General features: G+C 67.9%; 16 protein-coding genes and 2 riboswitches. Of the genes, 10 read left to right on the forward strand and 6 right to left on the reverse strand.

From position 1 onward, the window contains the following. Positions 1-8 precede the first annotated feature (8 nt). Positions 9-1,241 (forward strand): amidohydrolase family protein, encoded by a 1,233-nt coding sequence (locus tag AC1D1A_RS11440; protein WP_476872748.1) that lies wholly within the window; start codon positions 9-11, stop codon positions 1,239-1,241. Between the two features lie 47 nt (positions 1,242-1,288). Here AC1D1A_RS11440 and AC1D1A_RS11445 read toward each other — a convergent pair whose 3' ends face one another. Then, the gene (locus AC1D1A_RS11445; RefSeq protein WP_028278302.1) at positions 1,289-1,969 is read right to left on the reverse strand and encodes a histidine phosphatase family protein; all 681 of its coding nucleotides are present in this window, start codon (positions 1,967-1,969) and stop codon (positions 1,289-1,291) included. A gap of 100 nt (positions 1,970-2,069) precedes the next feature. Between AC1D1A_RS11445 and AC1D1A_RS11450 the strand changes: the two genes are divergently transcribed. Beyond that, positions 2,070-2,837, forward strand: coding sequence for a CPBP family intramembrane glutamic endopeptidase (locus tag AC1D1A_RS11450; protein WP_476872749.1), 768 nt, complete (start codon positions 2,070-2,072; stop codon positions 2,835-2,837). 174 nt (positions 2,838-3,011) lie between these two features. Here the strand turns inward: AC1D1A_RS11450 and AC1D1A_RS11455 are convergent, their stop codons facing one another. After that, positions 3,012-3,650 carry a VOC family protein gene (locus AC1D1A_RS11455; RefSeq protein WP_223914077.1) on the reverse strand — a complete coding sequence of 213 codons (639 nt, stop codon included), beginning with the start codon at positions 3,648-3,650 and terminating at the stop codon, positions 3,012-3,014. Positions 3,651-3,819: 169 nt separating this feature from the next. Beyond that, positions 3,820-3,935, forward strand: a riboswitch (SAM riboswitch). Positions 3,936-3,996: 61 nt separating this feature from the next. Between AC1D1A_RS11455 and AC1D1A_RS11460 the strand changes: the two genes are divergently transcribed. The 3 genes from AC1D1A_RS11460 to AC1D1A_RS11470 all read left to right on the forward strand — a co-directional run bounded on the left by AC1D1A_RS11460 (position 3,997) and on the right by AC1D1A_RS11470 (position 8,311). Continuing rightward, positions 3,997-5,313: a bifunctional o-acetylhomoserine/o-acetylserine sulfhydrylase gene (locus AC1D1A_RS11460; protein ID WP_476947775.1), complete on the forward strand. Its 1,317-nt coding sequence runs from the start codon at positions 3,997-3,999 to the stop codon at positions 5,311-5,313. 182 nt (positions 5,314-5,495) lie between these two features. Beyond that, positions 5,496-5,611, forward strand: a riboswitch (SAM riboswitch). Between the two features lie 11 nt (positions 5,612-5,622). Next, entirely contained in the window at positions 5,623-6,762 is a 1,140-nt protein-coding gene (metX, locus tag AC1D1A_RS11465) for a homoserine O-acetyltransferase MetX (protein WP_476872751.1), read from the forward strand. A 166-nt stretch (positions 6,763-6,928) separates the two neighbouring features. Continuing rightward, positions 6,929-8,311 (forward strand): MFS transporter, encoded by a 1,383-nt coding sequence (locus AC1D1A_RS11470; protein WP_476856488.1) that lies wholly within the window; start codon positions 6,929-6,931, stop codon positions 8,309-8,311. Positions 8,312-8,463: 152 nt separating this feature from the next. Here the strand turns inward: AC1D1A_RS11470 and AC1D1A_RS11475 are convergent, their stop codons facing one another. Beyond that, positions 8,464-9,363 (reverse strand): LysR family transcriptional regulator, encoded by a 900-nt coding sequence (locus tag AC1D1A_RS11475; protein ID WP_223914225.1) that lies wholly within the window; start codon positions 9,361-9,363, stop codon positions 8,464-8,466. Positions 9,364-9,564: 201 nt separating this feature from the next. On the opposite strand from AC1D1A_RS11475, the gene mmsB reads away from it, so the two are divergent. The 3 genes from mmsB to AC1D1A_RS11490 all read left to right on the forward strand — a co-directional run bounded on the left by mmsB (position 9,565) and on the right by AC1D1A_RS11490 (position 12,707). Continuing rightward, positions 9,565-10,467 carry a 3-hydroxyisobutyrate dehydrogenase gene (mmsB, locus tag AC1D1A_RS11480; RefSeq protein ID WP_243179644.1) on the forward strand — a complete coding sequence of 301 codons (903 nt, stop codon included), beginning with the start codon at positions 9,565-9,567 and terminating at the stop codon, positions 10,465-10,467. Positions 10,468-10,520: 53 nt separating this feature from the next. Further along, positions 10,521-12,005, forward strand: a complete 1,485-nt coding sequence (locus tag AC1D1A_RS11485) for a CoA-acylating methylmalonate-semialdehyde dehydrogenase (protein WP_476947776.1) — start codon at positions 10,521-10,523, stop codon at positions 12,003-12,005. Between the two features lie 135 nt (positions 12,006-12,140). After that, positions 12,141-12,707: an isochorismatase family protein gene (locus AC1D1A_RS11490; RefSeq protein WP_476947777.1), complete on the forward strand. Its 567-nt coding sequence runs from the start codon at positions 12,141-12,143 to the stop codon at positions 12,705-12,707. On the opposite strand, the gene AC1D1A_RS11495 is transcribed toward AC1D1A_RS11490, so the two are convergent. Both AC1D1A_RS11495 and AC1D1A_RS11500 read right to left on the reverse strand, forming a co-directional pair. Next, positions 12,704-13,318 (reverse strand): hypothetical protein, encoded by a 615-nt coding sequence (locus tag AC1D1A_RS11495; RefSeq protein ID WP_476947825.1) that lies wholly within the window; start codon positions 13,316-13,318, stop codon positions 12,704-12,706. The genes AC1D1A_RS11490 and AC1D1A_RS11495 overlap by 4 nt on opposite strands. Before the next feature lie 113 nt (positions 13,319-13,431). Then, positions 13,432-14,304, reverse strand: coding sequence for an SGNH/GDSL hydrolase family protein (locus AC1D1A_RS11500; RefSeq protein WP_476871597.1), 873 nt, complete (start codon positions 14,302-14,304; stop codon positions 13,432-13,434). Positions 14,305-14,398: 94 nt separating this feature from the next. On the opposite strand from AC1D1A_RS11500, the gene AC1D1A_RS11505 reads away from it, so the two are divergent. After that, the gene (locus AC1D1A_RS11505; RefSeq protein WP_476871577.1) at positions 14,399-15,055 is read left to right on the forward strand and encodes an alpha/beta hydrolase; all 657 of its coding nucleotides are present in this window, start codon (positions 14,399-14,401) and stop codon (positions 15,053-15,055) included. Positions 15,056-15,102: 47 nt separating this feature from the next. Here the strand turns inward: AC1D1A_RS11505 and AC1D1A_RS11510 are convergent, their stop codons facing one another. Beyond that, a complete protein-coding gene (locus AC1D1A_RS11510) occupies positions 15,103-15,339 on the reverse strand; it encodes an RNA-binding S4 domain-containing protein (RefSeq protein WP_018774572.1) in 237 nt (78 codons plus the stop codon). A 33-nt stretch (positions 15,340-15,372) separates the two neighbouring features. On the opposite strand from AC1D1A_RS11510, the gene AC1D1A_RS11515 reads away from it, so the two are divergent. After that, positions 15,373-16,338 (forward strand): DMT family transporter, encoded by a 966-nt coding sequence (locus AC1D1A_RS11515; RefSeq protein WP_476947778.1) that lies wholly within the window; start codon positions 15,373-15,375, stop codon positions 16,336-16,338. The last annotated feature ends 99 nt before the right edge of the window (positions 16,339-16,437 follow it).

Genomic DNA, 16,437 nt, shown 5'->3' on the forward strand with positions numbered 1-16,437 from the left:
ATGGATCCATGAGTACCCTCATCACCAATATCGCCGAACTGATGACCCAGGACGCGGAACACCGCGTCCTCCGCGACGCGGCGGTGGTAATCGAGGGGGAGCGGATTTCCTGGCTCGGGCCCGCGGCCGACGCCCCGGCCGCGGACGAACGGGTGGATGCCGGTGGCAGGGCGCTCCTCCCGGGCTGGGTCGACTCGCACACGCACCTGATCTTCGCGGGGGACCGCACTGCCGAGTTCGAGGCCCGGATGGCGGGGGAGAGTTACAGTGCCGGCGGGATCGCCGTCACCACCGGCGCCACCCGGAGCACGAGCGACTTCGACCTGACCCGGCTGGCGATGGGCCGCGTCGCGGAGGCCGTGTCGCAGGGCACCACCTACCTGGAGACCAAAACCGGCTACGGCCTGGACCTCGAGAACGAGGCCCGCAGCGCCCGCATCGCCTCCACCGTGGCGGACGAGGTCACTTACCTGGGGGCGCACCTTGTGCCCGCCGGGATGGACGCGGAGGAATACACGGAGCTGGTCTGCGGGCCGATGCTCACCGCAGTCCGGCCCTACGTCCGCTGGGCCGACGTCTTTTGCGAGCAGGGCGCGTTCAACGAGGACCAGTCCCGCCGGGTGCTCCTGGCCTGCAAGGCCGCCGGGCTGGGGCTGCGCGTCCACGGCAACCAGCTCGGCGAGGGCCCCGGCGTCCGGCTGGCGGTGGAAGTCGGCGCCGCGAGCGTGGACCACGTGAACTACCTTTCGGCCGCGGATGTCGATGCCCTTGCCGGCAGCTGGTCCGGCTGGGACGCCGCCGGCGGCAGCGGCACGCCCGGATCCGGGCAGCGCGGCACGGTCGCCACGTGCCTGCCGGCCTGCGATCTCTCCACCCGGCAGCCGCTGGCCCCCGGCCGTGAACTGCTCGACGCCGGTGTGCAGCTGGCGCTGGCCTCCAACTGCAACCCCGGCACGTCCTACACCAGCTCCATGGCGTTCTGCGTCACCACCGCCGTGCTGCAGATGCGGCTCAGCGTCCACGAGGCGGTGCGCGCCGCGACCTACGGCGGCGCGCTGGCCCTGGGCCGGGAGTCCGGGAACGACGCCGACGGCGAACGCGCGGTGGGCTCGATCGCCGTCGGACACCGCGCGGACCTGCACCTGCTCAACGCGCCTTCCGCCACGCATCTGGCCTACCGGCCAGGCATCCCCCTGACGCACGCGGTGTGGCGCGCCGGTGTGGCGCAGCCGGTCCGTTAGCGGGCCGGTCCGCTGACCTGGCTGGCTCCGGCTCCGGACGGGCCGCCCTAGAACATCATGGGCGGTGCGTCGAGGACGGTCTCGTCCACGCGCCTCTTCTCCCACTGCGTGAAGGGCTTGTCGAGCTCGTACTTGCCGTGCGAAGTGCGCAGCAGGGTGCGGACCTCGGCGTTCTCGGGGTTATTCAGGGACTCGAAATATTCCACCGACCAGTGGAACCAGCGCATGCAGAACAGCCGCATGGTCAATCCGTGCGTCACAAACAGCGCGTTCGGGGCATAGCCGGGCCGGGACCAGTGCCGGTGCAGGGTTTCCATGAAGGAAGAAATCCTGTCATACACATCGGAACCGGACTCGCCCTCGCGGAAGCGGTAGAAGAAGTGCCCGTAGGCGTTGCGGAGCTCCTTCTGGTCCTCGATGTCGCCGGCGATCTGAAAGTTGGCCCAGTCCTGTTCGCGCAGGCGCGGTTCCTCGATCACCCGCTCCACGAGCGGGCCGAGATTCAGCGCCTCGAGGGTCTGGTAGGCGCGCAGGTAAGGGGAGACGTAGACGCACACGGGGCGGCCGTCCAGCTGGCGCCGGACCTCCTCCCCGGCCGCGGTGGCCTGCTCCAGGCCCAGCGCGGTCAACGGGATCCGGTAGTCCGGAACACGGTTGTAGATCGAGGTGTCGGCATTGGCGGCAGACTGGCCGTGCCGGATCATGATGATTTTCCGGGGCGCACTCATAATCCCCTAGCATAGGGCTCCCAAAAAGCCGGGGGTGCCGGCGCGGCCGGCACCCCGCGGGCACCAGCAAACTATCGGCAAGTGCAGGCAAGATAGAACCATGTTGGTTCCCTCCCGCCGTCGGCTGCGGTTCGAAGTGTTGATTGTCCTGGGGTTGTCGCTGGGGCAGTCCGCGATCTACTCCCTGGTGCAGTTGCTGGACAAGATGACCACGGCGCCGCTGGCCCAGGGGACATCCACCCTGAATCGCTCACAGAGCGCACGCGAATACTTCGACCTCACCTACCAGTTGCTGGACATCATCTTCGCCCTGGTCCCGGTGGCCCTCGTGATCTATTTCCTCACCGAGCACTGGCCGGCCGGTGAGCGCGGAACCTCGGCGTTCCGAAGGATCGGCTTCGACTTCGCCCGGCCCGGCAAGGACCTCCTGCAGGGTCTCGGACTCGCCGCGCTCATCGGCATTCCGTCCCTGGGGCTCTACGCCGCCGGCCGGGCGCTGGGGATCACCACGGCGATCATCCCCAGTGCCCTGGACGCGTACTGGTGGACCGTGCCGGTGCTGGTCCTGTCCGCGATCCGGCACGCGGTGGTCGAGGAAGTGATTGTGGTGGCGTACCTGCTGGACCGGCTCGGGAAACTGGGCTGGAGCGTGCCGGCGGCCATCGCCGCCAGCGCCCTGCTCCGCGGCAGCTATCACCTGTACCAGGGGTTCGGGCCGTTCATCGGCAACGCGGTGATGGGCGTCGTCTTCGCGCTGTTCTACATCCGGACCAAACGGGTGATGCCGCTGGTGATCGCCCACGCCATCCTGGACACTGTGGCGTTCGTGGGGTTCAGCCTGTTCGGCAAGGCCGTGGGCCTGGGCTGAGTTCCCCGCAAAGCAAGGCGGGGTCCCTTCGGGCCCATCCGGAGCCCCCGGACGGGCGCGAAGTGGCCTCGCGTTGCTTTTAGGAGCAGGCCTTAAATGATCTCGGCCGCCGTCTCCTAGGTGACATCGTTGGCACCTAAGAGATGGCGGCCGAAGCGTGGGGCGGGTGGAGCGTTAGATCGTGACCGCTCCGGAGGCGGTCTCGAAGGTGACAGAGAGGATGCCGGGAGTACCGTGCGGCGCGATCCAGTTCACGGCGACGTCTTCGAGCGGCTTTTCAACCGGTTCGCCCAGCCACTCCGTGACGCGCTCGGCCGAACCGGCAATGGTCAGTGCGGACATCTTGACATCGCTCGCGTAGGCGTTGGACGGGTGCAACTCCGGGTCGCCCTCCCACTTGAGCATGTATGGCACCTGGGGGTCGGCGATGAGCCCCAGGATGCCGATCTGCTTCCAGACCAATTCGCGGCCGTCGGGAAACTTCCGGTTGCCGTTGACGGCGGCGCGGCCGAGCCGCTCCTCGAACGGGGCCAGGTCGTCAACCTCGACGCACCAGCCCATCCAGCCGCCGCCGGCCTCGGAGCGTGCCCGGACGGCCTGGCCGAACGGGGCCTTGTCGGAGGCCGGGTGGTTCAGGACCTCCACGACTTCCAGGTACTTGTGTCCCGCGAGCGGGATAATCATGTTGCGTGTCCCGAAACGGGGGTGCACTCCACCCTTCACGGCTTCAACGCCGAGGGCAGACGCAATACGTTCAGTGGTGGCTGCCAAGCCATCGTGTTCACAGGCGTAAGAGACGTGATCCATGCGCATGCCATCATCTTGGCACTTTGTGATGGACCTCTCAGCTTAGGCTCCCCTAACCGTCATGGGACGTCCTGGGGCGCGGAACGCGGCGCCCCGGATGCTCCGTCACGGCGGCCGTCTTCATCTTCGTCACAAAGCTATCCAGGGCTCCGCCGCCATTCCTACACTGAAGTCAGGTCATGAGTGCCAGCGCACAGCCCCGGCTTGCTGGCCGGCAACCCTCGTATCGCGGTGGGGTGCCCCGGGTGAAGACCTGGCCGTCCGGCGCCCGCCGGAGGGCAAGCGCGGCGCCTGTTCCGGTTCGGGCCGAAAGCCCAGGCCGGTGCTGTGCCCAGTGACTCGAGGAGCACCAATGTCCAACGCCTGGTCCTTTGAAACCCGCCAGATCCACGCCGGCCAGGAGCCGGACAGCGCCACCGGCGCGCGTTCCCTGCCCATCTACCAGACGACGTCGTTCGTGTTCCCCAGCGCCGAAAGCGCCGCGAACCGCTTTGCGCTCGCCGAGCTCGCGCCCATCTACACCCGGATCGGCAACCCGACCCAGGACGCCGTCGAACAGCGCGTCGCCAGCCTGGAAGGCGGTCTCGCGGCGCTGCTGCTCAGCTCCGGCCAGGCCGCCGAGACGTTCGCCATCCTCAATATCGCCGAGGCCGGGGACCATGTGGTGGCCAGCCCGAGCCTCTATGGCGGAACCTACAACCTGCTCGCGCACACGCTGAAGAAGTTCGGCATCTCCGTGACCTTCGTGGCGGACCCGGACAACCTGGACCAGTGGCGGGATGCCGTCCAGCCCAACACCAAGCTGTTCTTCGGCGAAGTGGTCTCCAACCCCCGCCAGGACGTCCTGGACATCGAGGGCGTCTCCCGCGTGGCGCACGAGGCCGGCGTGCCGCTGGTGGTCGACAACACGCTCTCCACCCCCTACCTGATCCGGCCGATCGAGTGGGGCGCGGACATCGTGGTCCATTCCGCCACCAAGTACCTCGGCGGGCACGGCGCCGCGATCGCCGGCGTGATCGTGGACTCCGGCAACTTCGACTTTGGGAAGGACCCGGAGCGGTTCCCCGGCTTCAACACCCCGGACCCCACCTACAACGGCCTGGTCTACGCCCGCGACCTCGGAGCCGACGGCGCGCTGGGCGCGAACCTCTCCTACATCCTCAAGGCCCGGGTCCAGCTCCTGCGCGACCTCGGCTCCGCGGTGTCCCCGTTCAACGCCTTCCTCATCGCCCAGGGCATCGAAACGCTGAGCCTGCGCGTCGAGCGCCACGTGGCCAACGCCACGAAGGTGGCGCACTGGCTGGAGGGGCGGGACGACGTCGAATCAGTCGCCTACGCCGGGCTGCCGTCCAGCCTCTGGTACGAGCGCGGCCGCAAGTACGGGCCCAAGGGGACCGGCGCCGTCGTGGCGTTCAACATTGCAGGGGGAGCGGAGGCCGGCAAGCGGTTCGTCGATGCCCTCGAACTGCACTCGCACGTCGCGAACATCGGCGATGTCCGGTCGCTGGTGATCCATCCGGCGTCGACCACCCACAGCCAGCTCTCGCCCGAACAGCAAGTGATCGCCGGGGTGAACCCCGGGCTGGTGCGGCTTTCGGTGGGACTGGAGCACATCGACGACATCCTCGCGGACCTTGACGCCGGATTCCGCGCGGCCAAGTCCGCCTAGGCCGAAGCTCACGCCGAATTTCCCCACCTTTGCGGGCATGACACCGGGAATCGCCGGCACTCCGGGGCGACCCGCCGGTCACGGCTGTCAAGGTGGGGAGTCTGCGGTGCTGACTGGTCCGGCTGTCACATGGAAGTCATAATCTTCGTCATTTCCGCACCCCGTTTCGTAGACTCGTACCAGGTCATGAGTGCCAGCGACAGCCCCGGCTTGCTGGCCGGCAACCCTCCTTTTGCGGCGGGGTGCCCCGGGTGAAGACCTGGCCTGCCGGTCAGCTGACGGCGGGCAAGCGCCAAGATAGGTCCTCACATGACGATTGCCGTCACCCGCACGGGTGTTCCCGAAACCAAACCATCCCGGACCCCTGACGGGACCGTCCAGTTCGTCAGGATCGGTGATCTGCAGCTCGAATCCGGGACTCCGTTGCCGGATGTGGTGCTCGCCTACGAGACGTGGGGGACCCTGAACGCGGACGCCTCCAACGCCGTGCTCATTGAACACGCCCTGACCGGCGACACACACGTGACCCGCGGCGAGAGCGGGGAGCCCGGCTGGTGGGAACAGCTCGCCGGACCCGGGGCTCCCGTGGACACGGACAAGTATTTCGTCGTTTCGATCAACATCCTGGGCGGCTGCTACGGATCCACCGGACCTTCCACCCCGGCCCCCGACGGGCGCCCCTGGGGATCGCGGTTCCCGCTGGTCACCCTGCGGGACACCGCAGCTGCCGAGGCGCGGCTGGCCGATGCCCTGGGCATCGGCAGCTGGTACGCGGTGCTGGGCGGCTCGCTCGGCGGCGCGCGCGCCCTTGAATGGGCCGTCACGTTTCCCGGCCGGGTCCGGCGCTGCGCCGTGATTTCCGTCGGCGCCAGCAGCACCGCCGAACAGATTGCCTTCGCGCAGGCCCAGACGCTGGCCATCCGCCAGGACCCCCACTTCAAGGGCGGGGACTACTACGGCGGCCCGGAACCCGAAGCAGGGCTCGCCCTCGCCCGGCGCATCGCGCACATCACCTACCGCTCAGCGGCCGAACTGGACGGCCGGTTTGGCCGCAACGCCCAGGAGTCCGAGACGCCCCTGGAAGCCGGATCGCTGGCCGGACGCGGGCGCTACCAGGTGGAAAGCTACCTGGACCACCAGGGCAGCAAACTGGCCCGGCGTTTCGACGCGAACAGCTACATCGCGATCACCGAAGCCCTCATGAGCCACGATGTGTGCCGGGGGCGCGGAAGCCTCGGGGAGGCACTGGCTCCGGCCACCGCCGAATTCCTGGTGGCGGCCGTGGACTCGGACCGCCTGTATTTCCCGGCCCAGTCCCGTCAACTGGCAGAGGCCCTGCCGGGCGGCCCGGAACTGCACATCATTGAAGCGCCGATCGGCCACGACGGCTTCCTGACCGAAATCGGCCAGCTCAGCGGGCAGCTCCGGGGGACCTTCTTCGGCCACTAGGCCGGCCCGCTTGTGCATTTTTGCAGATGCGCTCTGCACTAATGGCCGTTGAGGCTCAGGGCGGGAGCGTCCATACTCATGGGGAATGACGCCATGTGCCCTACATCACGGGCGTCCTCAGTCCAATGGTCCGCAGGGTGTCGAAGGCGACACCGAAGGAGTTCACATGAGCACGGAAAACGCCGCGACAACGCGCGCAGACGAGCCGGACGTCAAAACGTCCGGACTGAAGAAGGTAGTAACGGCCTCCATGGCCGGCACGGTGGTGGAGTGGTATGAATTCTTCCTCTACGCCTCCGCCGCCACGCTGGTCTTCGGCAAGACGTTCTTCCCCAATTCGGGCACGGAACTCGACGGCATTATCGCCGCGTTCCTGACCTACGCCGTCGGATTCGTCGCCCGCCCGATCGGCGGCATCGTCTTCGGCCACTTCGGCGACAAGTTCGGCCGCAAGCAGCTGCTCCAGGTCAGCATCCTCCTGGTGGGCGTTTCCACCTTCCTGATGGGCTGCCTGCCCACCTTCGCGCAGATCGGCTACTGGGCCCCGGCGCTGCTGGTCTTCCTGCGCTTCGCCCAGGGCTTCGCCGTCGGCGGCGAATGGGGCGGCGCCGTCCTCCTCGTCGCCGAGCACAGCCCCAGCAAGTCCCGCGGGTTCTGGGCCAGCTGGCCCCAGTCTGCCGTTCCGCTCGGCAACCTGCTCGCCACCGCCGTGCTGTTCACGCTGTCCTCCGTGCTGTCCTCCGCCGACTTCCTCAGCTGGGGCTGGCGCGTCGCCTTCTGGCTCTCCGCCGTGATCGTGCTGGTCGGCTACTACATCCGCACCAAGGTCCAGGACGCCCCCATCTTCCTGGAGGCCCAAAAGGAAGTCGAGGTTGAGAACAAGGGCTACGGCGTGGCCGAAGTATTCCGCCGCTACCCGCGCGGCGTCTTCACCGCGATGGGCCTGCGCTTCGCCGAGAACATCCTCTACTACCTCGTGGTCACGTTCTCGATCACGTACCTGAAGGTCGTCGTCCAGACGGACACCTCGCGGATCCTGCTGCTGCTGCTCGTGGCGCACCTCGTCCACTTCGCCGTGATTCCGATGGTCGGCAGGCTCTCGGACAACGTCGGCCGCAAGCCCGTCTACATGGCCGGCGCCATCCTCGGCGGCACGTGGGGCTTCTTCGCCTTCCCGATGATGGATACCAAGAACGACTTCATCATCCTCGCTGCGATCACCATCGGCCTGCTGTTCCACTCCCTGATGTACGCCGGCCAGCCGGCGCTCATGGCCGAAATGTTCCCGACCCGGATGCGCTACTCCGGTGTCTCGCTGGGCTACCAGGTCACCTCGATTGTGGCCGGTTCGCTGGCTCCGATCATCGCCGTCGCGCTCCTGAGCCAGTACAAGTCCTCGGTCCCGGTCGCCATCTACCTCCTCGGCGCCTGTGTGGTCACTTTGGTTGCGGTGTTCTTCCTGAAGGAAACCCGCGGCATTTCTCTCCGCGACGTCGACGCCGCCGACGCCCGTGGCACCGCCGACCTCCTCGCCGCCAGCAAGCGGTAATCCTCACCGGCCTCACCAGACCCGGTGGGGGCAGACTGCCCGGATCCGCGCACCGCGCGGACCCGGGCAGTCTGCGTTAACTCGGCAGGCTAACGCCGCAGGTTAACGCGGCAGGCTAACGCCGCAGGCACCAGTCCGGCTGCGCTGGCGCCTCAGGCGGACAGCACATCCTGCCGCTCCCGGATTTCGCCGCGAATCGCCTCCAGCACGGCACGGACCGGGGCCGAACGCAGCGCCTCGGGCCGGGCCACAGCCCAGATGGGCAGCTGGCGCTGGAAGTCGTCCGGCAGGACGGGCAGAAATTCCGGCCGGCCCGCCACGAGGAAATTGGGGAGCAGGCCTATCCCGGCGCCCCGCCGGACGGCCTCCAGCTGGGCGAAGACGCTTGTGGCCTGGAAGCTGGACCGCGGCACCGGCAGCTGCGTTGAACGGTGGCCCAGCTCGGCGACCTGGAGCGCCGATTCCACGTAGGAGACAAAGCCGTGTTGCCGGACGTCGTCGAGCGTTGCCGGAAGCCCGTGCTCCTGCGCATAGCCGGGACTGGCGTACAGCCTGAGGAAATAGTTGCTCAGGAAGATCGCGCGGGCGGTGGTGGTGTCCATGTTGCCCACCACCACTTCCAGGTCCACGCCGGAGCGGTTTTGGCTCACCTTGCGGGTGGCGCTGAGCAGTTCGACGTTGAGCAGCGGATTCGCCCGCTGCAGCCGCACGAGGGCCGGTGCCAGGAATTCGGCGCCGAAGCCGTCCGGGGTGCTGATCCGGACCAGGCCGGAGACCACGTCGCCGGAGCGGGCAATGCTGCTGGAGAGGGCACCGAGAGTGCCCTCGATAGCTTCCGCCGCCGCGACCGCCTGGCTGCCGAGCTCGGTCAGCTCCCAGCCGTGCGGGCTGCGTTCGAGCGTCCGGCCGCCGAGCTGTTTGTCGAGGGCCAGGACGCGGCGGGAAATGGTGGTGTGGGTGGTGCCGAGCGTCTCGGCCACGGCGTTGAACCGGCCCAGGCGTGCCACGGTCAGCAGGATCAGCAGGTCGTCGGGGCTCGGTAGCCGGCGCAAGTCCACTATTGTCCCCCTTTGCAGCGAGTGTGGCGGAGCCAGAGCCATGATTGTGCATCTGTGCACATGGCATCTGTGATTTTTTACCTTGATTGCACTCTAACAGGGTGTGATGGTGGACACCGGGGCGCCGGAGTTTCGGCTTTCACGCCGGAGCGCGTCGAGGCGCCCGGCAGCACATCAAGCAAAGGAGCTTAAGCCATGGCAGTCATCGCCTGGATCGGACTCGGAAACATGGGCGGATCCATGTCCGTCAACCTCTCAAACGCCGGACACGAAGTCCGTGGCTTCGACCTCAACAGCGCAGCCGTTGCCGCCGCCGAGGCCGGGGGAGTCAAGGCCGCCGGCAGCATCGCCGAGGCCGTCGCCGGCGCCGACGTCGTCTTCACCATGCTCCCCAAAGGTGAGCACGCCCGCGCCGTGTACCTCGGCCAGGACGGCGTCCTTGCCCACGCGGACACCCGGACCCTCCTGGTGGATTCCTCCACCATTGACATCGCCTCCGCGCAGGCCCTGCACGACGCCGCCGCTGCCGCCGGCTTCCGCTTCGTCGACGCACCCGTCTCCGGCGGCATGAGCGGCGCGAAGGCCGCCACGCTGACGTTCATGATCGGCGGCGAGGCCGGCGCCGTCGCCGACGCCACCGAATACATCCGCCCCATGGCCGCGAACATCATCCCCACCGGCGGCGCCACCACCGGCCAGGCCGCGAAGATCTGCAACAACCTCATGCTCTTCATCAACCTCGCCTCCACCGCCGAGGGCGCGGTCCTGGCCGAGCGGCTCGGCTTGGACAAGCAGGTCTTCTGGGACATCGCGTCGGTCTCCTCCGGCGACAGCTGGGCGCTGCGCACCTGGTACCCCGTGGCCGGCGTCGTGCCGACCGCCGCGTCCAACAACGACTTCGCCCCGACATTCACCACCGAACTGGCCAACAAGGACATCGGCCTGGCCATCAGCGCCGCGCGGGACACCGGCACCCCGCTGGAACTCGGCGAGCACGTCCAGCAGCTTTTCCAGCGCCTCATCGACTCCGGCCAGTCCGGCCAGGACTGCTCGATGATCGTCAAGCTCGTCGACGGCACCCTCGAGTCCGCCAACTAGCCCCCCACGGCCCTGCCCTTCACGGCCCTGCCCCTCACGAAAGAGACCCACCCATGGAACGCATCCCGCACTTCATCAACGGCGCCCTGATCTCCGACGCCGAGCGCTTCGGCCCCGTGTTCAACCCGGCCACCGGCGAGCAGGAGAAAGAGGTCGCCCTGGCCTCCGCCGCCCGCGTCGAGGAGGCCATCGAGGCCGCCCGCGCCGCCCTGCCCGGCTGGCGCGCCACGAGCCTGGCCAGGCGCACCGCCATCTTCTTCAAGGTCCGTGAACTGCTCATGCAGCGCCGGCCCGAACTCGCGGCCCTGCTCACCAGCGAGCACGGCAAGGTCCTCTCGGACGCGGAAGGTGAAATCACCCGCGGCCTGGAGAACATCGAATTCGCCACCGGGCTCTCCCACATGCTCAAAGGCGAACGCTCCGAGCAGGTCTCCGGCGGCGTCGATGTCCACTCGGTCCGCCAGCCGGTCGGCGTCGTCGCCTGCATCACGCCGTTCAACTTCCCCGCCATGGTGCCGCTGTGGATGATCGGCAGCGCCCTGGCCTGCGGGAACACCGTGCTGCTCAAGCCGAGTGAAAAGGACCCGTCCTCCGCCATCTTCATCGCCGGCGTCTTCGCCGAGGCCGGCCTGCCGGCAGGGGTGCTCAACGTGGTCCACGGGGACAAGGAAGCCGTGGATGTCCTGCTGGAACACCCGGCGGTCAAGGCCATCAGCTTTGTCGGCTCGACGCCGATCGCGCAGTCCATCTACAAGCGCGCCGCCGATCACGGCAAGCGCGTCCAGGCCCTGGGCGGGGCGAAGAACCACATGGTGGTCCTGCCGGACGCCGACCTCAACATGGCCGCGGACGCCGCCGTCTCGGCCGCCTACGGCTCCGCCGGGGAGCGCTGCATGGCAGTCAGCGTCCTCGTCGCGGTCGGCAGCATCGCCGACGACCTCGTGGAGGCGATCAGCACCCGCATGGCTGCCCTCACGATCGGCCCGGGCACGGACCCGGCCTCCCAGATGGGTCCGCTCATCACGGCCGAGCACCGCGACAAGGTGGCCTCCTACGTTGCCGGCGCGGCCCACGAGGGCGCCACCGTGGTGGTGGACGGCCGCGAACACGAATTCGACTCCAACGGCTTCTTCATCGGCGTCAGCCTGATCGACCACGTCAAGCCCGGAATGAAGGTCTACGACGACGAGATCTTCGGGCCCGTACTCTCCGTGGTCCGCGTCGAGACCTACGCCGACGCCGTGAAGCTGGTCAACGACAACGAGTTCGGCAACGGCGTGGCCATCTTCACCCGCGACGGCGGCGCCGCCCGCCAGTTCGAGTTCGACGTCGAGGCCGGCATGGTGGGCGTCAACGTGCCCATCCCGGTGCCGGTGGGCACCTTCTCCTTCGGCGGCTGGAAGAATTCGCTGTTCGGCGACACCCACATGTACGGCCCGGAAAGCATCCGCTTCTACACCCGCGGCAAGGTGGTCACCACCCGCTGGCCGGACCCGTCCACCTCGGTGATCGACCTCGGCTTCCCCCAGGTCGACTGACGCCGCAACCCTCAACAAAAGCAACGCGGGGTCACTTATCGCCCATCCGGCACCGGATCATGGGCCGCAAGTGACCCCGCGTTGTTTGCTGCCTCGGGATTAGAGTGGGCAGACACCGGGAATGCAGGAGGCATTGTGACCACGCTCTTCAACCGTCCCAACACGGCATTGCTCGTCGTCGATATGCAGATCGGCGTCGTCGCCGAGGCATACCGCCGCGACGACGTCGTCGCAACAATCGCCGCGCTCGTGGACAAGGCCCGCGACGCCGGGGTGGACGTCGTCTGGGTGCAGCACAGCGGTGAGGAACTCCCGCGCGGCAGCGACGGGTGGCAGTACGTGCCGGAGCTCGCGCGCCGCAGTTCGGAGCCGCTCGTGGCCAAGGAGTACAGCGACGCCTTCGAGGCCACCGACCTCGAATCCGTGCTGGCCGGGCGCGGCATCGGGCGCTTCTTCCTGGCCGGTGCGCAGACCGACGAGTGCATCCGCTCGACCCTGCACGGCGCGATCACCCGCGGCTACGACGTCACGCTGGTCGCCGACGCCCACACCACCGAGGACCTGACCGAGTACGGCGCCCCGCCGCCGGCTCTGGTGGTCGCGCACACCAATCTGTACTGGCAGTACCACAAGGCGCCGGGGCGGACGGCGGGAACCGTCAACGCGGCCGACGTCGAGTTCACCGGCCCAGCAGGGTCCTAGCCCTTCATGATTTCCGCGCGCTGGGCCATGTAGTCCTCCATGGACAGCTTGCCGTCGGTGTACTGCTGGTCGAGCTCGGCCAGCTTGCGGGCCCGGTAGCCCTGCCCGGCCGACGGCGGCGGCGGCGGAGACTGCGGCGCCTGCGCCTGTCCCGCGCCCGGCGCCGGTTCGTGCCGCTGCGGTTGCGGCGGGTTGTTCAGGTACTCGGGGCTGTCCTCGTAGGGGACGGGGGACTGGTAGCCGACCGGGTTCGGGTACTGCTGGCCGGGGTACGGCTGGTTCGGGAACGGCTGGTCCGGAAACCGGGGACTGGGGTTCTGCGGGTTCGGGTACTCCGCGCTGGGGTACTCCGGGCTGGGGTATTGCGGGTTGGGATACGGCTCGTTGGCCGGACCCGACTGCTTCGGGCCGCCCAGCTGGCCAAAGCCGCCGAAGTAGTCCTGCTGGGTGTAACCATCACGCGGCTGGTTGCCCTGGCCGGGGTTGTTCTGGCTGCCCGGGAACCGGCCGAACTGTCCCGGAGTGCCCTGGTTCCGGCCGCGGGCAGACCTGCGGTAGAGGCGCATCGCCACGGGAACCAGGAAGGACAACACGATGATCCAGAAGAACATACTGCTCACGGTACTGGGCCTTTCAGCTGCTGGGCCTTCTCATCTGCGGGCTCATCTGTAGGGCCGGAGAAGTGTCCCTCCAGCTTATGCCCCGCAGGCTCAGGCCCGAAGCCTCAGGACCGGACAGCGTCCTCGGCGCCGGGCGGGCCCTCTCCGGAACCAAGCGGAACGCCGGGACCGAACACCGGGCCGGCCAGCGGCCGCTTGGCCGTCATGCCGTCGCCGGAGGAGCGGTGCCGCAGCCGGCGGACCACCCAGGGGACAAAATACTCCCTGGCCCACACCAGGTCCCCGCTGCGCGCCTCGCGCCAACTGCGCTGCGGCAGCGGTTTGGGGGAGAGGGGCTGGAGCGTGTGCTCGACGTTCAGCGAGTCCAGCACCATGGCCGCGATCGTGTGGTGGCCCAGCGGTGAGAAATGCAGCCGGTCGACATTCCACATCTGCGGGTCATTGAGCTGGCGCAGCGACCACATGTCCGCGATCACGGCGTCGTGGCGCGCGGCGATCGTGCGCAGGTTCTCGTTGTAAATGGCCACCTTGCTGCGGATCCGGCCCAGCACCGTGGAGCCGGTATCCGGGCCGTTGAACAGGACGACGGTGGCGCCGCCCAGGCTCAGTATCTGCACCACCGAATCCAGCTTTTCGGCCAGCACGTCCGGATCGCCGCCCGGGCGGATGAGGTCGTTTCCGCCTGCGGAGAGCGTGATGAGGTCCGGTTTGAGGGACAGGCAGTGAGCCATTTGCTGGTCCACGATCTGCTGCAGGAGCCGGCCGCGGACGGCCAGGTTCGCGTAGGCGAAGTCGTTGTGCCCACGGCTGAGTTCCTCGGCCACGCGGTCCGCCCAGCCCCGATGGCCGCCCGGACTGGCCGGTTCCGGGTCGCCGATGCCCTCCGTGAATGAGTCGCCCATCGCCACATACCGGGTCCACGGGTGGGTGACGGTGTCAACGGTGGTCTCGGCTGGGGTGCCCGGTGAATTTTCCATGGGATCGGTTTTGCTCACCCCCTTATCCTGCACTGTTCCCGTTTAGCTGCGCCACCGTAATTTGTTACCGCCGGGTAACTGTAAGAATAGTTCCATGACTCACGCTGACGCCTTCCCCGCCCCTGTCGTCCAATGGTCCCAGCCGGAGCAGGAACGGGCCGGCAAGCCGCTTCTTGTCCTGTTGCACGGCTACGGAGCCAACGAACAGGATCTGCTCAGCCTGGCCGGGATGCTGCCGCAGGAATTCGCGGTGGCCTCGTTGCGCGCCCCGATCGCCATGGGACCGGGCTTCACCTGGTTCCCGCTGACAGGGTCCATTGACTACTCGCTCGACGCCGTCAAGGTCGCCGCAGGCTACGTTCAGGACTGGCTCGACGGCGTCAAAGCCAACCACCCGTCGGTGACGCTGTTGGGGTTCTCGATGGGCATGGCCATGGCCACCACGCTGCTGCGGCAGCGGCCGGCGGACTTTGCCGCCGTCGTCGGGCTGTCAGGTTTTGTCGTCGATGCCGGAGATGACCCCAGCTTCCGCGACGGCGAACTGGACGGCACTGTGCCGCTGTTCTGGGGGCGGGACCAGCAGGACCCCGTGATCACCGAGGACAAGATCGACTACACCGTCGGCTGGGTGCGCAAGCACGTGTTGCTCACCAAGGTCCTCTACACGGGCATGTGGCACGGCATCAACCAGCAGGAGATCGGCCACGTCTCGGAGTTCCTCACGCACGTGGTGCTCAACGCCAAGAAGTAGGCGCGCCGGGGAAGTTGTGCGCCGGGAAGCGACGCCGGGACGGGCGGCTAGGCGGCCGGGGGCGCGCTGATCCGCACGGTCCGGCCGTTCACGGTTACGGTGTCGCCGTCGTGCAGTTGGCGGCCGCGGCGCTCGTCGATTTCGCCGTTGACCTTCACCAGCCCGTTCTTGATCAGTTCCGCGGCCTCCACTCCGTCCTCGACCAGATTCGCAAGTTTCAGCAGCTGGCCCAGCCGGATCATGCTGTCGCGGATAGTGATGTCTTCGAATTCCGGATTGCTCATACAAGCAATAATGCCTGACCTAAGGTGGCACCTATGACCCATCACCGCCGTCTTCCGCTGATCGTCGGCCTGCCCATGGCCGTCGCGACGGGACTGTTCATCCCGATCCAGGGCCGGATCAACGGCGCCCTCGGGGTGGCGCTGGGGGACGGAATCGGTGCCGCCGTCGTCAGCTTCAGCACCGGACTGCTGGTCATGACGGTCATTTCCCTGGCCTTGCCCCGGGGCCGGGCAGGGCTGGCGCGGATCCTCCCGGCCGTGCGCGAACGGCAGTTTCCGCCGTACTACGTCCTGGCCGGCTGCATCGGTGCCCTCTTCGTCTTCGCCCAGTCCTTCACCGTGGGACTGCTCGGCGTTGCCCTCTTCACGGTGGCCGCCGTGACGGGGCAGACCCTCAGCGGCCTGCTGGTGGACCGGATGGGGATCGGACCGGCGGGGAAGAGGCCCATTACCGGCATCCGGGTGCTCGGCAGTGTGCTCACCGTCGCCGCCGTCGCCTGGGCGGTGTCGCCCAGGTTCAGCGCCGGGGAATCCGGGCTGCAGTTGCTGGTTCCAGTGATGCTTCCGCTCCTGGCCGGGTTCCTGATGAGTTTCCAGCAGGCCATGAACGGCACAGCCACCGTGCACTACGGCACCCCCATCGCCGCGACACTCGTGAACTTCATCGCCGGAGCGGCCCTGCTGTGGGTGGCATGGCTGATCAAACTCGCCGTGGCCGGGGCCGGCAACCCCCTTCCGGCGCAGTGGTGGTACTACCTTGGCGGCCCGCTCGGCTGCATCTTCATCGGCATCGGCGCCCTCCTGGTCCGCAGCCTGGGCGTGCTGGTCACCGGCCTCGGCATGATCGCCGGCCAGCTTCTGGGGTCCCTCGGCCTGGACCTCATATTGCCGGTGCCCGGAACGGTGATCGCCCTCCCGACGGTCCTTGGCACCATCCTGACGCTCGGCGCCATCGTCCTGGCCACCCTGCCCTGGCCCAAGGGCGCGCTGAAGCGGTAGCGGGCCGGTAGGCTTGGAGTTTGCATTGCATTGTTCGTATCGTCCCGGCCGGCAACCAGCCGGCGTCCCGGGGCCAACACCACGGACCGCACCCAGCGG

Source organism: Arthrobacter sp. P1_B9 (assembly GCF_056406495.1).

Excerpts from the sequence above, each read along its gene's own strand:
- AC1D1A_RS11460 (WP_476947775.1), top strand. The coding sequence starts at position 3,997 with ATGTCCAACGCCTGGTCCTTTGAAACCCGCCAGATCCACGCCGGCCAG.
- AC1D1A_RS11445 (WP_028278302.1), bottom strand. The coding sequence starts at position 1,969 with ATGAGTGCGCCCCGGAAAATCATCATGATCCGGCACGGCCAGTCTGCC.
- AC1D1A_RS11495 (WP_476947825.1), bottom strand. The coding sequence starts at position 13,318 with ATGTTCTTCTGGATCATCGTGTTGTCCTTCCTGGTTCCCGTGGCGATG.
- AC1D1A_RS11440 (WP_476872748.1), top strand. The coding sequence starts at position 9 with ATGAGTACCCTCATCACCAATATCGCCGAACTGATGACCCAGGACGCG.
- AC1D1A_RS11515 (WP_476947778.1), top strand. The coding sequence starts at position 15,373 with ATGACCCATCACCGCCGTCTTCCGCTGATCGTCGGCCTGCCCATGGCC.
- AC1D1A_RS11485 (WP_476947776.1), top strand. The coding sequence starts at position 10,521 with ATGGAACGCATCCCGCACTTCATCAACGGCGCCCTGATCTCCGACGCC.
- AC1D1A_RS11505 (WP_476871577.1), top strand. The coding sequence starts at position 14,399 with ATGACTCACGCTGACGCCTTCCCCGCCCCTGTCGTCCAATGGTCCCAG.
- AC1D1A_RS11500 (WP_476871597.1), bottom strand. The coding sequence starts at position 14,304 with ATGGAAAATTCACCGGGCACCCCAGCCGAGACCACCGTTGACACCGTC.
- AC1D1A_RS11450 (WP_476872749.1), top strand. The coding sequence starts at position 2,070 with ATGTTGGTTCCCTCCCGCCGTCGGCTGCGGTTCGAAGTGTTGATTGTC.
- AC1D1A_RS11510 (WP_018774572.1), bottom strand. The coding sequence starts at position 15,339 with ATGAGCAATCCGGAATTCGAAGACATCACTATCCGCGACAGCATGATC.
- metX (WP_476872751.1), top strand. The coding sequence starts at position 5,623 with ATGACGATTGCCGTCACCCGCACGGGTGTTCCCGAAACCAAACCATCC.
- AC1D1A_RS11455 (WP_223914077.1), bottom strand. The coding sequence starts at position 3,650 with ATGCGCATGGATCACGTCTCTTACGCCTGTGAACACGATGGCTTGGCA.
- mmsB (WP_243179644.1), top strand. The coding sequence starts at position 9,565 with ATGGCAGTCATCGCCTGGATCGGACTCGGAAACATGGGCGGATCCATG.
- AC1D1A_RS11470 (WP_476856488.1), top strand. The coding sequence starts at position 6,929 with ATGAGCACGGAAAACGCCGCGACAACGCGCGCAGACGAGCCGGACGTC.